Here is a 19,166-nt window from a genome sequence, read left to right on the forward strand (position 1 = left end):
GTAGAACTAATTGCAGGCATCCCCATTTCTCCTTTGCCAGATGGTAGTGATTTAATATCCAGTGGATTATTTAGTGCAACTTATGGCGCTGAAAATGCTGGCAGCATAATAATTAATACTGGAAAGTTACGTATCGAGGGAGGGGCAGCAATATCAACAAGTTCTGAGGGTATACTTGGGCGTTTTTCTAACCAATTTACACCATCTACTGGAAATGGAGGAGATTTGACAGTAAACGCCTCTGAGTCCGTAGAATTAATGGGAACCTCAGCAAATGGTTCTAGGCTCAGTAGCTTATTTGCTGGGACTCAAGGGTCTGGAAATGGCGGCAACTTGACCCTAACTACAGGGCGATTGATTATCAAAGATGGGGCGGCAATAAGTGTCAGCAGTGAAGCTCGAAAAAATGCTAACTATCAAGGGGGTGTACCCGATTTAGGTCTAGCAGGCGAACTCAATGTCAGCGCTCGTTCCATCCTGCTGGATAAAGGAAAACTTCTAGCTAATTCAGTAGTGGGTCGTGGAGGAAATATTACTTTATCAGTACGGTATTTACTGATGTTGCAGCGTAACAGTGAAATATCTACTGTCTCAGGCACTGAACAGGCTGGTGGAGACGGCGGCAATTTCACGCTTAATATGCCAGATGGCTTCATCGTCGCCACTCCCAATGAAAATAGCGATATCATTACTAACGCCTTCACTGGTAGGGGCGGTAAAATTACGATTACAGCCTTTGGGGTTTTTGGTATGGTAGTGCGTGATCGAGAAGAATTGGTGAGGTTGCTAGAAACTAACGATGCAAGCCAATTAGACCCACGTCGGCTGCCAACAAATGACATCACTTCATTTTCACAGACAGGCTCTTCCTTGGAAGGAACAACAGAACTACAGTTCACTAGAGTAGAACTACCCACAAACCTAGTAGATGCTTCCCAGCTATTTGACACTATCTGTAGCCCTAGAAGCAAGCAACAAGCTAATTCATTTATCATCACTGGACGCGGCGGTTTACCACCCAATCCCAAGGACATTCTCTCTCCTGACGCAGTGCAAGTAGATTGGGTAACTCTCAATCCCAGCACCAGAAACCGCAAGAGTCCACCTGTTACTATCAACCCTACCGCTACACCAAAACCCATTGTAGAGGCTACTGGGTGGGTGATAAATGCCAAAGGGGAGTTGGAACTTACAGCGAATGCACCCACCACGCCTCATGGTTCATGGCAGAACCCTGTATCTTGCCGTGCTGCTTCTTATCGCTCTCCTAAGAAGAGCGTTATGTCAAGTTCGGATGAACACTTATAATTAAGCTACCCTGGTTTTTGGCCACCAGTAGTAGCAAGTTAGACCAGAGATTAAATCATGTTGTTTCATCAGTTCTTGACAACGAAGCACTAACAAAGCTTCTGACTCATCTTGTTAAAAAACGTACTACTAATTCACGTAAAGCCGAGTAGAAACCTGCTTGATTTCTAATTTTTTTAATTTTTCTTTTTGCTTCTGCTCAACTTACACCAATTTGAAAAAAGAATGCAACAGATACATACTTCCAAACCTTTGTTCTGTCTGGCTTTCTTAATTTTGAATTTTGAATTTTGAATTGGTATTACCTTCCCTGAGTCATTTTGTGCTTTTTAGTCTAAAATCCAGATGATAGCGTTGACGCCGTTGCGAAAAAATGGATAAAGTCGAGCTAAGAGCAGGAGGGAACATCTACACTTGACATTGATTAAAAGGTTCTCGAATAAAATAGAGTGCATCGCGTTTTTGAACTTCCATACCGCCTCTATTCCAGCTTCCCCAACGAGTTATAAATTTTTTCCCGCGATCGCGACGTTCAATCGCAACAGTAAAATTATTACGGAGTTCCCGATAACATCCATCCAAATTCGTCAAGGTCAAATCCAGTGCTGGGATATTAAATTTATTCTCCCCTTTATTGACAACAAAAAATCCTTCACTGCCCCGCTCCATTAGTAATACAGTCGGACTATCAATGGCTGCTAAGACATTTTCTTTGATATTTTTTTTCTGATTTCCTCGTTGATGCATAATTTGGCGGAATTTGACACCATATTTAATAAAAGCAGCATCTCTATTATCCCAGTTCAGTATTAAAGGAGTGCCACTTTCTCTTGCCAGGATATATGCTGTTGCGAGGAAAGAGTCAGAAGGATCGCTATAGGGGTTAATGGCATTGGAATTAATCTCGCGGATAGTATCGTGGTTTCTGCCAAAAGTGACGCTACGCGGATCGTTTATGCCTGTGGGAACTCGCAGAGAACGCAAATCTCCACCAAAGCTGAAGGCATTTTTCATTGAATTGTAGAGAACAAAATCTGTGACAGCAGCAATCCAGTTATAATTTTCTGCACTGGTGTCGCTATCTGTGATTACCTCAAGATAATTCCATGCTTTTCCTTGACTTTGTTGATCCACATAGCTGATATACTCTTTGACAACATCTGCTGGGATATGCTTGGCAGCATCAAACCGAAATCCATCAATTCCTAAATCTAGCAATTTTTTTAAATGAGCTTTTTGGATTTTTTTAACATTATTAGTAAATCTCAATTCTGGAAGTCCACCTAACCAACAATTAATTTCTGAATCTCTGTTGCCATCACTATAATTAATGCTACAAGATTTTTTACCTGGACGGTTTAAATCCGAATTAAAGTCATTTATAGAAAGACCTGGAAATTTAGTTAAATCTTCAAAATCATCATTGCCATCTAAATTAGCCATGTGATTGAAAACAACATCAGCAATCACTTTGACATTACAACCGTGGGCTTGACTAATAAGTTTTTTTAAATTGAAGAGTGAACCTCTACCTTCGATAATGCTGTAGTCTATAGGCTGATAGCGTGCCCACCATTCTGGAGCAGGATTAGATTTTTGGGCTGGAGAAATTTGAATGTGAGAATATCCTTGCTTCCCTATTTCACATACAAACTTTTCGATATCAGTGTACTGCTGGTCAAATGCATGAAAAATCGCAGAAGGTTTTTTTCCTGCTAATGTCTTAATCGGGTAAATACAAGTTGTGCAGATTACAACTGCACAGATGAAGATAGTTTTCATCAAAGATATTACTCCTAAACCATATCGTGTTTTACTATTCCATAAAGTCTCCTGGGAAAACCTCAAATTCTTCTTTGTCGATTTCTGCGATCGCTTGTCGTGATAAAATATAAATCCATTCTTCCTCACAGTGGTGGGAAGTGGATAGAGTTTGTCAAAGCCAGTTACCAACTAAAACATAAGGTGCCCAGTAGCCAGGACGACTGTAATTAGGATAATCTTTTAACAACTTTACTTGGGCACGACGCAAGGCTTCAGCCTTTGTCACCTCAGTTTTAACTAACTCACGATAAAATTCACCAATTAAGATAGCAGTAGATTTATCATTGATATGCCATAGTGAAGCCAAGGTACTACGGGCGCCAGCTTTCACGGATGCTCCTGCTAGCCCTAGCGTGGCGCGATTGTCACCAGTAGCAGTTTGGCAAGCACTTAACACCAGCATTTCCAAAGCTTCTGAGCGAGTTTGATCCCGACGGCGCAGTAGGCTATCAAATTGCGTGACGTTGATCGGTCCATCATCTGCAAGTATAAAAGTATTCTCAACACTGGAGCTAAATTGACCGTGGGTTGCCAGATGTAACACATTAAATGCCACAGTATTTACCTTACTCTCTAGGTTTTTGCTGTTGAAGTCTCGATCTAGTAACTGGGTGGTAGACGCGATCGCTTGGGAAATAGAGTCGAATTCTGCTTTAATTTCTGGTAGCGGTGGAAATTGCTGTTTAAAGCCTTGTGGTGGTTGCACTAACCCGGCAGCTAGGACATTGAGTTTTGTTTGTGTTAAGGGTTTGAGTGCGAGTAACTGAAGTCCTAAGCTGAGTGCTACAGCATATTTTTCTACCAGATATTGCTGACCGTCATACAATATAGCCATTGGCACATTTCGCAATATTCCATCCAGTACAAATACAAGGGTTTTGACGCCACTATCTTTTAAATCTGACTCAATTTCTTTGATTAACCACCCATAGACTTCCTGTGATAACGCCTGCACTTCCTCAGCCCGATCGGGTTCTAATAGATACTCTCTGAGTTGTTTTATAGTACCTTCTACCTCATTCTGGGACTTATTTACTGTATAATTACGCAGTGGTTGTTTAGGAATTTTGACAATCACTTGGAGTTGATCGGGCAGAATAATTGGATAAATAATTGCGGCTGTGGGATTATCTTTATCTACCACTGTGTCAAGCAAAACAGTTTTGGTATTAATGCAAGCTTCCCGGAAAAAGTCGTCTAATTCCGCTAGTTGCAGTGCTTCAATCCTCTGTCTAGCTTTGTCTAGGGTTGGTTCGCTCGGATGAGTTTGCTGAAACTGCAACAATAATTCTACGGACTCTCGATATACAGGTTCTACACTTTCTTTAAAGGAAAACTGGACATCTCGATTCACAACTACTAAGTCATTACGGAGAGTCTGCAACTCACCGATCGCAGTATCATAGCTGGCAATAGCGCCCTCAATCTCTCCCTGCTTTTTTAACAGGCGTCCTAACTGCCAATGCCAACGATAAGCTATATCTGGGGCATTGATTGTTTGGGCTATGTTCAGTGCCTGTTGGGTGAGGTTCTGGGCTATGGACCATTGTTTAGTTTGTTCGTATACACTGCCCAGAGTCCCTTGGGCAAAGCTCTCGGCTCGTTTATCTGCCAAATCTTCAGCTTGTTGCAAGGCTCTCGCGCAGATTTGAGCGATCGCTTGCGGTGTAGTCCCGAATTTCATCAAGCTTTGAGCTAGATTAATCTGGGCATAAATAGTTGTCACAGAAGCAGGTAGTTGTGCAAGTTGAGTTTGGATTTGCGGCAATAGTGTCTGCACGGCGGCTGTTTGTCCCGTGTTTACTAGTAAGTTCAACTGATTAACTTCAGCCTGAACTTTGCTAATCGGGTTAGGAGCGATCGCAGCAGCTTGCTGATAAAACTGTATTGCACCCTTAAAATCTTGCTGTCCTTGTGCCGTGTTACCTAAACTGAACAAAGCCGCGCTGATATCCTGGGGAGAATCCAATTTTTGGGCAATTGACAAACTTTGCTGTAATACCTGACGGGATTGATTCAAATCTCCAGCTAGTTGCAGAGCATTCCCAAAAGACCGTAATTCTACTGCTTTACTGACTGAATTAGGTTTTGATTGTAACTGCTGCTGCAATTGAGTCAAGATTGTCAAACCCCGACGGTAAAATCCCAAAACTTGCCATGCTTGTGCTTGATTGATGCGATCGCGGGTAATGCCATTGCGATCGCCTAATTGCTTATAGCTGACTTCCGCACGTTGCCAGGTGTTAAGTGCCTGTTCAGCTTGTCCCAAGTCTAGTTGAATACTACCTTGAATATCTAGAATTGGAGCCAAAACCTGAAGATTTTCGGCAGGAGAGGATTTTTCGACCAACTTCAAGCTATCTGTAATTGCCTGTTTTGCTTGTATCAAATTACTCAGTTTTTGATATGCCAATGCCAAATTACTTAATGCTACAGCTTGCCGCAATTCATTGTCCTGGCTGCCATAACTTTTAACTGCTTGTTGCAAAACTTTAACAGCTTCTGCAAACTGTCCTGCCTCATACAGCACTTTCCCCTGTTGCAGCAAGTCTTGTGTTTGTGCAGGAGGATTTTGGATTGAGACTCCAAGAGTTGCGATATGTTTTGTCTCTAAAGTTGCAGCAACAGGAAAAGCAGTAACGCACAAAAAAGCTGTCACCAGAACCAAGAGTATGAAAACAGGCAACTTATGGATTTTAAAGGGAAGAGTGAACCATATATTACATCCGTTACATATCCGTTGCCACTGATTATTTTTATAACTCTTGAGTTTCATCGTAATTCCTCCTTTGATCTTGAAGTAACGAATTATTAACTACAAGACATGGCAGAGGGAATAAAAGAACTTTGCACAGATTGAGCCACAAGCATAATATCACCGTTACCATCAACGATCCATCCTTGAGTCTCCACAATCTGATTACTAGATCTGGTAAGAGATGGAGTAGATGGCGTTGCCTAATGTTTCATCGGGATAATTTGAGCATAAGACTGGTTTCCACAACAGAATATGGCAGAGGCAAACACAAGAGCAACACTGAAAACACCTACTAACCTTAAAAACCCAATCTTATCTTCTCTAGTTGCCATATCAAAGCCAGCCTTAGCAGCTACTTTTTGATACGCCCAACAGTGTTGCAACAGTTGAGTGAGTTCGATCTTTGGTTAATTTAATTTCATCAGAGATTGTGTCTAGATCGGAGTTAAATTTTATAAACTTAGAACAACAAGCTTAATATTGCTAGTAATATCTTGTCCTAAAAGACACGCTACGCGAACACTAATCTACGAAGTTTGATATAGAAAAACCTAAGATTTGACAGTACTATTTGATTTTTTGATTTTTGAAAAGATACGTAGGGGAGCCAGTAGCATGGATTTCCTGTTTGAGCAGAGTACTGGCGTTGCGTTAGCGTTTCGCGAAACGCACCCTACAAATACTTAATTTTGTTCAAAAATCAAACCGGATTGCTATAAGTCCTGTTTTAAACCAAAACGATGTCAACACTAGGAAGAAATCCGATCCCTAAGTTGGTTTGGAGAGAGGCAAATTGAACCGATGCGATCGCATCAAACGGAGATTTATCAAAAGACAAAGCACCTGTGCTGTTGTTATAACTAAACTGACTGGTAGAACTCGCACCAAATCCAACTTTAGAAATCTGAATTTTATCTCCTTCAAAGTACTTAAAGTCTGCAATGTAATCAATTCCATCAGACAGAGAGTCGAAGACAAATTTATCAGCTCCACTTCCTCCCACAAGGTAATCGTTGTCTTTACGACCATTTAAAATATCATTGCCATCGCCTCCGTAGAGAGAGTCACTCCCACTACCTCCGTCAAGATAGTCATCGAAAGCCCCGGCATCCAAGATATCATTGCCACCATTACCGTATAGGGTATCAGTGGTGTTGTTGAAGGTAAAATTATCAACTCCGTTACTGCCTTTGAAGGAAACTTTTTCGATATTATTGAAGGAGAAGCTGTAGGGATTGCTGACATTAGAGTAGTCGACTACGAGTAAATCAATCCCCGTGCCGCCATCTATATAATCATTAACTCCAGACCCAGGATTAAGGGTATCGTTACCATCGCCTCCATAGAGAGAGTCACTCCCACTACCTCCGTCAAGATAGTCATCGAAAGCCCCGGCATCCAAGATATCATTGCCACCATTACCGTATAGGGTATCAGTGGTGTTGTTGAAGGTAAAATTATCAACTCCGTTACTGCCTTTGAAGGAAACTTTTTCGATATTATTGAAGGAGAAGCTGTAGGGATTGCTGACATTAGAGTAGTCGACTACGAGTAAATCAATCCCCGTGCCGCCATCTATATAATCATTAAGTCCAGACCCAGGATTAAGGGTATCGTTTCCTCCAAACCCAAAGATACTATCAGTAAAAATACTACCGATAATATTGTCATCTCCGTTAGTTCCACTGTAGGTTGGCATTTTAATTATTCCTCTGAGTAGTAAAAGTAAAAGGTTTTAGTTTTTTGGTTTCAGTAAGGTCTATCTAGGGTGATATTTCATCATATAGAGACGCAATTGGAAGTCTGGTTTTAATTCGACTTTATCGGTTTTGTTGGTAACGAGATACCTATAACAAACCGCTAAATAGGGTCTACGCTATCCCTGAAACCTTTAAGAGACGGTAGTTTTACTTAAAAAGTATTTGCCCAAGAACCAGGGTTTTTGCTGAATAAAGTTGAGCTAAGTGAATCTCCCTGCTGAACTCATATACGATGAGTTTTATTTTTTATGCACCCCAAGCAAAAATTTTTTGTTATCGGTCGATAGACTTCTTGCAGAAGTAAGGAAAAAGGCTAATACCATTTCACTTTCAGGTTGATACAAATAGGGAGCAGGGGAGTAGGGAGAAAGAGTTAGAGACAAATCATTTGTATCAAGTATTTTATGAAATGGTATAAGAAAAAACCTTTTTCCCAAACCACCACAGAAGTTGTTGGCACGGTGATGCCAGTATTGCCCTGCCTCCTTTGACAGGTGTAAGTAGGTAGGCATAAAAAACCGAACTATGTGAAGATAAGTAAATACGGAGAATAAATCTGCCGAGGTGACTAAAATATATGAGCGCTCGTTTAAGAGTATTCCTGAGTTCGGAATTCCTCCCTTGAATCTTGGAGTAACGAATCATTGACTACAGGACATAGCAGAAGGAATAGAAGAACTTTGCAGAGAGTGAGCCACAAGAATAACATCACCATTAGCATCGACAATCCATCCTTGAGCCTCCACAATTTGATCGCTAGATTTGGTCATAGATGCAGTAGATAATTTATCCGTGACTCTGGCTGTTGCTTGTGCGGGCAAATCTACCCAATCAGTAATCACTGCTCGTCCCCGCAACGGTTCATTAGGACTTTGGGGTAATCCACCGCGTCCTGTAGCGATAAAACGACTGGCATTTTGTCCTCTTCTGGGACTGCAACCTTGGGCAATTTGTCGGGATGCATCCACGAGGTTGGAGGGTAGTTGAATTAAGCCGCGACTGGGGTCAGTATCTGGACTGTTAATAGTTACTTCTCCACTCACTCCCAATTCTGAACTCGCTGTAATGTCACTATTTTCGGTTGGGCTTTTTTGTGGGACAATACCGAAAATACCGTTTGTTGTAATGTCAACTCTACCACCAATCCCTGTAAAGGCATTAGCAGTGATATCGCTATTTTCTTTAGGAACGGCGACAATGAAAGGGCTATTAATGGTGATGTTACCGCCATCGCCACCGAATTCGCTACTGCCGGCAGTAGTAGAAATTTGACTATGATTGCGTAGTAATAATAAGTCTTGCAATTTCAGGGTAATATTACCACCATTCCCCGATCTGGTTATGGCAGCGATCGCTCCTTGATTATCCAGGCTCAGAGAACGAGCTTGGATCTCAAGGTCGCCTGCCGTCCCTGCACCGGTACTACTGACAGTGACTTCACCTCCATCCCGGACACTCATCTGCTCAGTTTCAACCTTTAAACTTCCCCCACTACCAGTACCTTCTGGCGTAACCGCAGCGCTGATTTGGCTGTTAAAGTTACCATTTGGTGATTTTCCAACGACTTCCACAGATTTCGACGCATGAATTCGCAATCTACCTGCATTGCCCTGTCCAGCAGTTCCAACCGATACTATTGCACCACCTCTCACACTCAAGCGATCGGTTTCAATTGTTAAATCGCCACCGTTGCCTCTGGGTGGAATCACTGTTTCGTCTGCGTCTACTTCAACACCTGCATTGATACCTGTAGCAAAGAGATTATCAATAGGTGTATCAAATACCTCTACCTCAGAAGCATGAATTGTGAGATTACCAGCGTCGCCTTGACCAAAAGTAGCGACTTGCACTTTGCCTCCATGACTGACACTCAAGCGTTTTGTCTCAATGGTCAAGTTGCCACCGCGACCCTCACCTTGAGTGTTTACCTGAGCAAATAAGCCAGCAGGATTTTCAATATTAGATGTAAACGCTTTGACTTTTCCACTGATTTCCACTGACTCGGCAGCGTGAATAGTCAAATTTCCTGCAAACCCTTTACGGTAAACACTGCTTCCCACTTGACTATCAATGATATTCATAGTGACAGTTTCAATGTTTATATTGCCAGCATTCCCTTGTCCAAAAGTACTGGCAGATAGTTGTCCATCTCGGACAATCAACTGATTGGTATTAATTGCCAAATCTCCTGCTGTTCCTGTACTCGATGTTTGAGTCAACAAGCTGCTGGGAAAGGGAAATAGACTATTACTATTAGTAGCAGGTCCAATCAGTTTAACTGATTGGGAGGCATTTACTGTCAAACTTCCTCCAGCCCCACTACCGTTAGTTCGAGCTGAAATCGCTGCTCCATCTTGGATTAACAACTGATTGGTATTAATCGTAATCTTTCCTGCGGACCCTGTGCCATAGGCGTTAGAACTTATTCTGCTAGGATACCATCTATTAGGAAACTGTGGAAGAATAGCAGTACCGACTAGCTGCACTGATTCGGCATTTACTGTTATACTCCCTCCAACCCCTTTACCTTCGTTATCGGTTATGATTCCGGCTCCATTTTGGATAAATAACTGTCTAGTGTTAATCGTGATGTTTCCGGCGTCTCCGACTCCATTAGATGCAGCAAACATACCGGTATAACCTAAAGAGGGATTATCTGGAATACCGATTATTTGCACTGATTCTGGGGCATTCACGGTCAAATTCCCTGCCACACCTTCACCGGAAGTAGAAACTGAGACTTGCCCCCCGTCTTCGACGAGCAACCTAGATGTATTAATTGTTAGTTTTCCTCCTTCTCCTGTGGCGTCAGAACTACTCTGAGTAAACAAGTCGCTGCCAAACTGGCCACTAACTGTCAGACCTGCCACTTGTACAGATTCTGAGGCATTTACTGTTAAATCTCCCGCCGCTCCTGCATTGTATGTACCAGATGAAATCTTTCCCCCTGCTAAGATTTGTAACTGCCTAGTGTTAATTGTCAGGTTTCCTGCATCTCCTGTCCCAAAAGTTTCAGCAAATAAACCACTGCGAATTCCAGTAGGTGATTCTCCAACGACTTGCACTGATTCGGAAGCATTTACACTCAATCCTTTTCCAGGTAATGCTCCTAAAGTGCTGGCTTCAATCTTGGAACCTCCATTGACTGTAACTCCTTTACCCCACACCTGAATAGCGCCGCCACCTTCGCCACTGGTACTAACCAAGGCTTGATTACTGAGTGAGATATCGGCTTTAGCTACACCATTAGGAACAATCAAACTCAAATTATTACCATCCACATTCAGTCCGACTGTCCCCTCACCTGCAATTCCTGCCAATTCTACTCGCCCACCCGGAGCATTCAATTGACCTTCGTTGAGGGCAATTTCTCCACCCACTAATAGCAAACTCCGAGCATCAGGTACTCGTAGACCAAAGATATTATCTCCTGCTGGTGCAATTGAACTGTTTTCAATTTTGCCAGCCTGAAGTTGATTGAACAACAACGCTGAAGGATTAACTGTTAGTAACGAGGAAGGAGTCTGAGGATTAGTTGCACTAAATTCTAACCCATTGCCAAACACAAAAGAATTCGCCGTAGTCCCTACAAAGGAACCCGCTACATCTAAGCGTGCATTGTTCCCAAATAAAATGCCATTGGGATTGATAAAAAACAAATTTGCGCCACCATCCACCCCCAATGTGCCGAGAATATTGGAGATATTACTTCCTGTCACCCGTGTGAGAATATTGGAGATTCCCGTGGGATTGGCAAAATAAACACGCTGCAACTCCCCCACATTGAATTCCTGGAAACTATGGAACAGGTTTGCACCGCGAATTGCGCCACCATCAATGCGGTCAGCCGGAAGTCCTTTAATATTGACATTGGGAGTGATTCTTGAAGAGTTATTACCCAATGTTCCATCAGGGGTAATCTGGGCTAAGGCGTGATTTTCATCACAAAATATGACATGAGCAAGCACTCCAATAATGCTAAAAACTCCTAATAAATCTGAGTGCCAATTCCTATCTTTACAGGTTGTCATATCAGAACTAGCCTCGCTTGCTCATTTCCTACCTGTGAATATGCAATTTTCTTACGCCACGACTTCGAGCCACATCTTTAAGGGTTTTCAGCTAGCCGTCCTGATACGTTTTTCTACAATTAATATCAGCAGATATTTTAACTAGATCGGAGTAAACTTTTTAAAACTTAAAATTAGGTAATGCATCTGATTGTTTTGATCGCTCTTGGTTTCATCGTAATTCCTCCCCCGATTGGAGTAACGAATTATTGACTACAAGACATGGCAGAGGAAATAGAAGAACTTTGTGCATATCGAGCCACAAGAATAACATCACCATTAGCATCGACAATCCATCCTTGAGCCTCCACAATTTGATCGGTAGATTTGGTTATAGATGCAGTAGATGATTTATCCGTGACTCTCTGTGTTGCTTGTGCAGGCAAATCTACCCAACCAGTAATCACTGCTCGTCCTCGCAACGGTTCATTAGGACTCTGGGGTAATCCACCGCGTCCGGTAGCGATAAAACGACTGGCGTTTTGTCTTCCTCTGGGTGTGCAACCTTGGGCAATTTGTTGGGATGCATCCACGAGGTTAGAAGGTAGTTGAATTAAACCGCGACTAGGGTCAGTATCTGGACTGTTGATAGTTACTTCCCCACTCACTCCCAATTGTGAACTCGCTGTAATGTCGCTGTTTTCGGTTGGGCTTTTTTGTGGGACAATACCGAAAATACCGTTTGTTGTAATGTCAACTCTACCACCTTTACCAGTGAAGGCATTAGCGCTGATGTCGCTGTTTTCTTTGGGAACAGCGACGATGAAGGGGGAGTTTATGGTAATGTTGCCGCCATCGCCTCCAGCTTGGGCAGTACCTGCTGTGGTTGAAATTTGACTGCCACGACGTAACAGTAAAAGGTCTTGCACATTCAGGTTGATATTTCCGCCATTACCTGAAGCAGTAGTAGCTTCAATGCTACTGTTGTTAAGACGAATCGAATCAGATGTAATTCCTATATCACCAGCTGTCCCCTGTCCAAAGTTGCTGGCAGTTATTTCAGCTTTATTCATCACAGATAATGAACCAGTAGTAATAGTAATATTGCCGCCCTTGCCTATTTCTTCAAATAGCACTTTGTTAAAAATGCTGAAGATACCAGTATCACTCCCAGCCAAGAAGACATGTTCATTCGCATCAATCATCACACTACCTGCATCTCCTTGACCAGCTGAACTGGTAATTATTTGAGCGCCGTTGGTGATATCAAGTGAGCCTGCTGCGATCAAAATCTCTCCTCCCTTGCCTACTCCTCTGATTCCGACAGCACTCACTGCGGCACTAAACAATCCATTTTCGTCCACACCATCAAACAAAACACGATCGCGAGCAGTTATTGTCACACTCCCTGCCTCTCCTTGCCCATAAGTAGCAGTGTCTAGTCGAGCGCCATTAACGACAGCAAGTGCGCCTGTAGTGATCTTGATGCTTCCTCCCTTACCCTTAGATCCAAATTCTACAGCACTAGCAACAGCACTACTCAATCCATTACTACCCAATCCATCAAGAAGGACAGTATCACCAGCAGTAATAGTTATATCGCCTGCATTCCCCTGTCCAAAAGTAATAGCATCTATTTGACCGCCATTTGTGACAGAGAGCGAACCTGTGGTAAAAGTGATGCTTCCTCCTTTACCTGAAGCATTAGCTTCCAAATTGCTTAGAGCACTCCCGCCATTGAAGGATACAGTATCACTGGCTGTAATTGTTAAACTTCCTGCAGATCCTTGCCCAAAGGAGCTAACAGATAGTCCAGCACCATTGGTAACAGAAAGCGCCCTAGTCTTAATATTGATATTGCCTCCATTACCGATTGCGCCAAATTCCACACTGCTGAAGGCACTACTGTTTGCTCCATTGCTACCTATCCCATCAAAGACAACGGTATCACGTGCAGTTATCGTTACACCTTTTGCATCTCCTTGACCACGAGTTAAAGATTGTAGTTGAGCACCATTGGTAACGAAAAGCGAACCAGTGGTGATACTGACGTTACCTGCTTTGCCCACTGCACCAGATTCTAGTGAGCTACCTGCACCACTATCTGTACCATCAAAAGAGACAGTATCACGCGCAGTTATATTGACATTACCTGTATTCCCTCGCCCAGAAGGATAAATACTAGAAAGTATTTGAGCGCCATTAGTGACAGAAAGCGATCCAGTGGTGATATTTATACTGCCTGAATTACCTTTAGCAAAAGGTGTCACAATACTAGCAACACCACTATCTGTACCATCAAAAGAGACAGTGTCACGGGCATTAATCGTTATACTGCCTGCATCTCCCAGCCCAAAGGTATTAGTTAATATCCGACCACGATTAGTTCCGAATACTGTTTTACTAGTAACATTAATACTACCTCCTCTACCTACAGATCCAGGTGTTACAGAATTAACAATAAAGCTGTCATCTTTGAGATTGACTGTTTCAGTAGCATTAATCTCAATATTTCCCGCTTTGCTGTTAACTGAAGCTAATCCTGGTGATATCCCGGCTCGTATACGGCTTTCTTCTGCAAGCCCTATGTTACTGGCATTAATCGCAATACTGCCACCGTTATCAGCACGAACGTTAACCTCAGCACTATTGAAGAGCGATACATCACTTCGCTTTAGTATATTTGGAAAACTCAAACTCAGTTTGCTACCATCTCCATTCAACTCAATCGTTCCTGCACTTGCTAATCCTCCTAACTCAACCCTCCCACCAAAAGCATTTAACCTTCCGCCATCCATGCTGACATTACCGCCCACTAGCAGCAAACTTTTACCATCTCCTACTCGTAAACCAGATGCATTAAAACCTGCGGGATCTATTCCTGCTGGTGCGACTGAGTTGTTTTGAATCGGTGCAGTAGCAATTTGATTGAAGAACAATGCCGAAGGATTAACTGTTAGTAATGGGGAAGGAGTCTGAGGATTAGTTGCACTAAATTCCAACCCATTGCCAAACACAAAAGAATTCGCCGTACTCCCTACAAACGAACCCGCCACATCCAGTCGTGCATTCTTCCCAAATAAAATGCCATTGGGATTGATAAAAAACAAATTTGCACCACCATTCACCCCCAGTGTGCCGAGAATATTGGAAATATTACTTCCCGTCACCCGTGTGAGAATATTTTTAATTCCCGTGGGATTAGCAAAATAAACTCGTTGGGATTCTCCGACATTGAATTCACGAAAACTATGGAACAGGTTTGCACCGCGAATTGCTCCACCATCAATCCGGTCAGCAGCACTACCTTTGATATTGACTTTGGGAGTGATTATTGAAAAGTTATTACCCAATGTTCCATCAGGGGTAATCTGGGCTAAGGCGTGATTTTCACAACAAAATATGACATGAGCAAGCACTCCAATAATACTAAAAACTTCTAATAAATCTGAGTGCCAATTTCTATTTTTACAGATTGCCATATTAGAACCAGCCCCGCTTGCTCATTTCCTATCTGTGAATATGCAATTTTATTACGCCACGGCTTCGAGCCACATATTCAAGGGTTTTCTGCTAGCCGTACTGATAAATTTTTCTACAATTAATTTCAGCAGATATTTTAATTCGATGAGAGGAAAGTTTTTAAAACTTAAAGTTTAGGTAATAGTTCCCCAAATAAAAAGTTATAAATCACTAATCAACCTCGCCTTACGGAGAAAGAATTGCAGCACAGTTTCTTCACGGGAAATAATATCAACCCTACCCTCCATACCCAATTGAATATGACACTGGTTTTTCCCTTTACCTAAAACTAGAGTTTCCGGTTCAATAGTCACTTCATAAAAAGCACCTGGTGCAGTAGCTTTTGGGCTAGTAGTCCCATTCATAGATGCATTTGTGCCATTCTTTTGAGGAGCGATCGCATCTGGAGAAATCGTCTGCACTTGACCATTCAGAGTACCATAATCTGGATAGGGGCAAGCGCTGACCCGCATTTGGACTTTTTGACCAATTTTTAACTTACTTTGATCTTCAGATGCCACGGCAGCTTTCAAAACTTGAGGTGCATCAGTGGGGACAATTTGCAATACTTCTTCGCCAGCCCGCACAGTTTGACCTGGGTTTCGCAGATTGAGTTGGGAGATGATACCATCGGCGGTAGCTGCGATCGTGGTTTGAGCTAAATCTATTTTGGCTTGTTTGAGTTCGCTAGTATCACGCTCTAACTGCTTTTCAATTTCAATCCGTTGGTTAACTAAGGCTTGGCGTTCCTTTTCTATTGTTGCTTTGTTGCTTTCCCCTCCGGCTTTTTCTTGAGCAATTCGCTCAGTAGCAACAGTTACTGCTGTATTACTTGGATTTACGGCAACTTGGGCGCGTTGTCTTCTGGCCATGACAGCAGATACCGCTTGTTGTAACCGTTCAATTGTCTGTTTTTGCGCCTCCACTGCTGCTGCTTGCGCCTTTACCGCTTGCTCTTGCTGTCTGGCAGATAATTGTGCTTCTTCCAATTGATCCTGAGATAGCGCCCCAAGGGCAGCTACACTCTCATATCGCTTCTGTTTTGACTGGGCTACACCTAATGCAGCTTCAGCAGCATGGAGATTTGCTTGTGCTGTTTTTAACTGTGCTTCCCCAGCCAGCAATTCTTTTTCAGCAATTCTGACGTTGGCATCAGCTTCTTGGAGTTCGGAAACAGTGGTAAGATTTTTATCTTGATATTCGCGACGGCGACCGCTCAATTCGGCTTGGGCGCCAGTAATAATCCGGTTGATGCGGTCAGTTTCGGCTTGAATCTGGCTATTAAGGGAACTAATCTGGGCATTGATTTGCACTAGTTGTAACTTAGATTGTTGAATACTAGTTTGCAATTGGCTCTTTTTGGTTTGCAGACGGGAGTCATCGATAGTTGCGATCGCATCTCCTTTTTTGATAAGTTGATTTTCTTTGACATAAATGTGCATAACCTGGCCTTCAGTCGCCGCTTGCACAATTCGCAATTCACCCGCCGGACGCACAACCGCCTGTGCTTGGACTGTAACCTTATACTTACAAATTGCAGCAAGTGGCACAGCTAATCCGAGAACGCAGAGAATAAACATTCCGCCCCATGTTGTCCAACGAGTAATTGGTGGGAGAAATTCGTTTGTTTGAATTGGGGGGAGAAAATTTGTGTTGCTAACCATGATGTCTTACGAATTACGAATTATCTTAATTAATGGTGGCAGTCTTGCCGTTATGATGAGCCGGGGAAGATATTAGCGCCAACCCATTATGAGAGGTAAAAATATCATCTAAGAAATCTAAATGTTCGCCAGGTAAAGAGCGCAATTCTTCTGGTGTACCTTGGATTTTTAAGCGTCCTTGTTCTAAAAATACAATTAAATCTGCTCTCTGTATCACCTTGGGACGGTGACTAATTAAAATAGTCGTTTGATTGTGACGATAGGATAAAAGTCTATCTAGTACTTGTCTTTCGCTTACTGGGTCGAGTGCGCCTGTGGATTCGTCTAAAATTAAGATTGGTGGCTGAGTAACTATGGCTCTGGCTATGGCTAATCTTTGGCGTTGTCCACCAGAAAGATTTGCCCCAAATTCTCCTAAAACAGTTTGATATTTATCAGGGAGTTTGCTAATAAATTCATCTGCACCTGCAATTTGACAAGCTTTGACAATTTCTTCAAAACTAATATGGGGATAGCTAAACTGGAAGTTATCAATAATCGAACGACTCCAAAAGTGGGGTTCTTGGGGAACTAATACCACTTGTTGACGTAGACATTCTAAGGATAGGTCTTGCTGATTATAAAGACCATAACGAATATTGCCAGACTCGACTTTATATAAGCCAGTCATCAGTTTTGCCAGGGTACTTTTACCACAGCCAGATTTGCCAATTAAAGCAATAACTTTACCGCCAGGAATAGTTAAGGAAAAATCTTGTAGGAGGTCAACTCTACCTGCATGATGAAAGTTAAGTTCAGTGCAAGTAATATCTGCATTTCCAGGAATTTGTGCCCAAGGCTTTTTAAAATCATTTTCGGATTCTGGGGTAGCGTCAATCACTTCTGTCATGCGTTGAAGGACTATCTGGGCTGTGATAAACTGCTCTACTAAGCCGATGGCAGCACCTAAGAAGCCAAGAAAGTTGCCACTCATGCCGTTATATGCCATTAATTGACCGATTGTTAAGCTGTGATTAATGACTAAATAGCTACCCATCCAAAGAATGCCAATACTAATGAAGGTGGAAAGAATACCAGTAACTGTACTGCTATACAGTCCCAGTTTCATCACACTCCAGCCCAAGTTGGCGAGACGACCATAATTCCCTTGGTATTCTGACCAAGCTTGGGGAGTGGCTTGGGTAGTTTTTAATACTTGGATACCGCGAAATGTTTCTACCAAAAAGCCTTGGTTTTCTGTACCTGAAACAATTAAATTTCGGGTTTTCCGCCGCATCACGGGTAAAAAAAGCAGGTTAACACCCGTGACAATCATAAACGCAACTATGGAAGCTAGAGTTAGTTCCCAACTGTAAAAGAGCATAAAACCCAAGGAAATTACAGCAATAAAGAATTGACTGGGTAATCCGAGGACAATTTGGGAAACTAAGTTATTAATGGCTTTGACATCGGCAATGCGGCTGACAACTTCCCCACTGCGTCGTCCTTCAAAGTAGGATAGAGGTAAATGTAAAAGTTTGCGTCCGTATTCTAGAATTAGTCCTAATTGTAATTTTTGACCGAAGTGACCGATGAGGTGAGATTGGACTAAACTAATGGCGCTTCTAATTAAGTTCATGGCGATAACGCCAATGGCGACGGTGGTTAGTAGTTGGGTATCACCTCGTACTAAGACATCATCGGTGAGGAGTTGCATCATAAAGGGAGATGCCAAAGAAAGCAGTCCAATGGCGATGTTAATGGCGATCGCTTGGGCGAGAATAGAGCGATAAGGCCAAACCCGTTGCAGATATCTTCCCAGTCCGCCAATTTTATCTGATTCTTGTTGATAAAAACGACTCTCGTCTGGAGTCAGCAGTAACATTACGCCATTATTCCAACCTGCCATTAACTCTTGACGGGTAAGATGACGAATACCAACACCAGGGTCGGCAATGACGTATTTTTTGCCTTTTTGTCCGTATAATACAACCCAATGGTAGCCTTTCCAGTGGATAATCGCTGGTAGGGGAGCTTGATCTAATTGGTCGATTAATTGGGGACTAGCTTTAACTTGGCGGGCATTGAATCCTAGTACTTCTGCACCCCGCTTCAATCCCAGCAAGGATGTTCCTCTAGAACCAGTACCTACGGCTTCTCGAACGCGGTTGAGGGTAAATGTGCGCCCGTAGTGTTTGGCAATGGTTGCAAGACTTGCAGCACCGCAGTCTTCTTCACTGTGTTGGAGGACTATTTGGTATTTCATCTTCTGGTGTGATGATTGGCGAGAAAATACAATCGAGTCCTGTGACCCGATTGTATTTAGTGTTTATTTTTTTTC

8 protein-coding genes are annotated in these 19,166 nt (G+C 42.6%); 1 reads left to right on the forward strand and 7 read right to left on the reverse strand.

Annotation, left to right across the window (positions count from 1 at the left end):
- On the forward strand, nt 1-1,308 hold a 1,308-nt coding region (locus HWQ40_RS00005; RefSeq protein ID WP_292774047.1), incomplete at its 5' end, for an S-layer family protein.
- Between the two features lie 408 nt (nt 1,309-1,716).
- Here the strand turns inward: HWQ40_RS00005 and HWQ40_RS00010 are convergent.
- The 7 genes from HWQ40_RS00010 to HWQ40_RS00040 form a co-directional block, all read right to left on the reverse strand.
- On the reverse strand, nt 1,717-3,090 hold the full coding sequence (locus tag HWQ40_RS00010; protein ID WP_292774049.1) for an alpha-amylase family glycosyl hydrolase: 1,374 nt from the start codon (nt 3,088-3,090) through the stop codon (nt 1,717-1,719).
- A gap of 154 nt (nt 3,091-3,244) precedes the next feature.
- On the reverse strand, nt 3,245-5,908 hold the full coding sequence (locus HWQ40_RS00015) for a CHAT domain-containing protein (protein ID WP_292774051.1): 2,664 nt from the start codon (nt 5,906-5,908) through the stop codon (nt 3,245-3,247).
- Nucleotides 5,909-6,617: 709 nt separating this feature from the next.
- Nucleotides 6,618-7,589, reverse strand: coding sequence for a calcium-binding protein (locus HWQ40_RS00020; protein WP_292774053.1), 972 nt, complete (start codon nt 7,587-7,589; stop codon nt 6,618-6,620).
- Nucleotides 7,590-8,291: 702 nt separating this feature from the next.
- Nucleotides 8,292-11,681, reverse strand: a complete 3,390-nt coding sequence (locus tag HWQ40_RS00025; RefSeq protein WP_292774055.1) for an S-layer family protein — start codon at nt 11,679-11,681, stop codon at nt 8,292-8,294.
- A gap of 245 nt (nt 11,682-11,926) precedes the next feature.
- Nucleotides 11,927-15,142: an S-layer family protein gene (locus tag HWQ40_RS00030; RefSeq protein ID WP_292774057.1), complete on the reverse strand. Its 3,216-nt coding sequence runs from the start codon at nt 15,140-15,142 to the stop codon at nt 11,927-11,929.
- Nucleotides 15,143-15,343: 201 nt separating this feature from the next.
- A complete protein-coding gene (locus tag HWQ40_RS00035) occupies nt 15,344-16,846 on the reverse strand; it encodes an HlyD family efflux transporter periplasmic adaptor subunit (protein WP_292774059.1) in 1,503 nt (500 codons plus the stop codon).
- Between the two features lie 25 nt (nt 16,847-16,871).
- Nucleotides 16,872-19,091 (reverse strand): peptidase domain-containing ABC transporter, encoded by a 2,220-nt coding sequence (locus HWQ40_RS00040; protein ID WP_292774061.1) that lies wholly within the window; start codon nt 19,089-19,091, stop codon nt 16,872-16,874.
- Between the last annotated feature and the right edge of the window lie 75 nt (nt 19,092-19,166).

Source organism: Nostoc sp. NMS9 (genome assembly GCF_017114995.1).
GTDB lineage: Bacteria > Cyanobacteriota > Cyanobacteriia > Cyanobacteriales > Nostocaceae > Nostoc.

Bases quoted from the DNA above. Each gene is read 5' to 3' on its own strand.
- HWQ40_RS00030 (WP_292774057.1), bottom strand. From the start codon at position 15,142: ATGGCAATCTGTAAAAATAGAAATTGGCACTCAGATTTATTAGAAGTT.
- HWQ40_RS00020 (WP_292774053.1), bottom strand. From the start codon at position 7,589: ATGCCAACCTACAGTGGAACTAACGGAGATGACAATATTATCGGTAGT.
- HWQ40_RS00025 (WP_292774055.1), bottom strand. From the start codon at position 11,681: ATGACAACCTGTAAAGATAGGAATTGGCACTCAGATTTATTAGGAGTT.
- HWQ40_RS00040 (WP_292774061.1), bottom strand. From the start codon at position 19,091: ATGAAATACCAAATAGTCCTCCAACACAGTGAAGAAGACTGCGGTGCT.
- HWQ40_RS00035 (WP_292774059.1), bottom strand. From the start codon at position 16,846: ATGGTTAGCAACACAAATTTTCTCCCCCCAATTCAAACAAACGAATTT.
- HWQ40_RS00015 (WP_292774051.1), bottom strand. From the start codon at position 5,908: ATGAAACTCAAGAGTTATAAAAATAATCAGTGGCAACGGATATGTAAC.
- HWQ40_RS00010 (WP_292774049.1), bottom strand. From the start codon at position 3,090: ATGAAAACTATCTTCATCTGTGCAGTTGTAATCTGCACAACTTGTATT.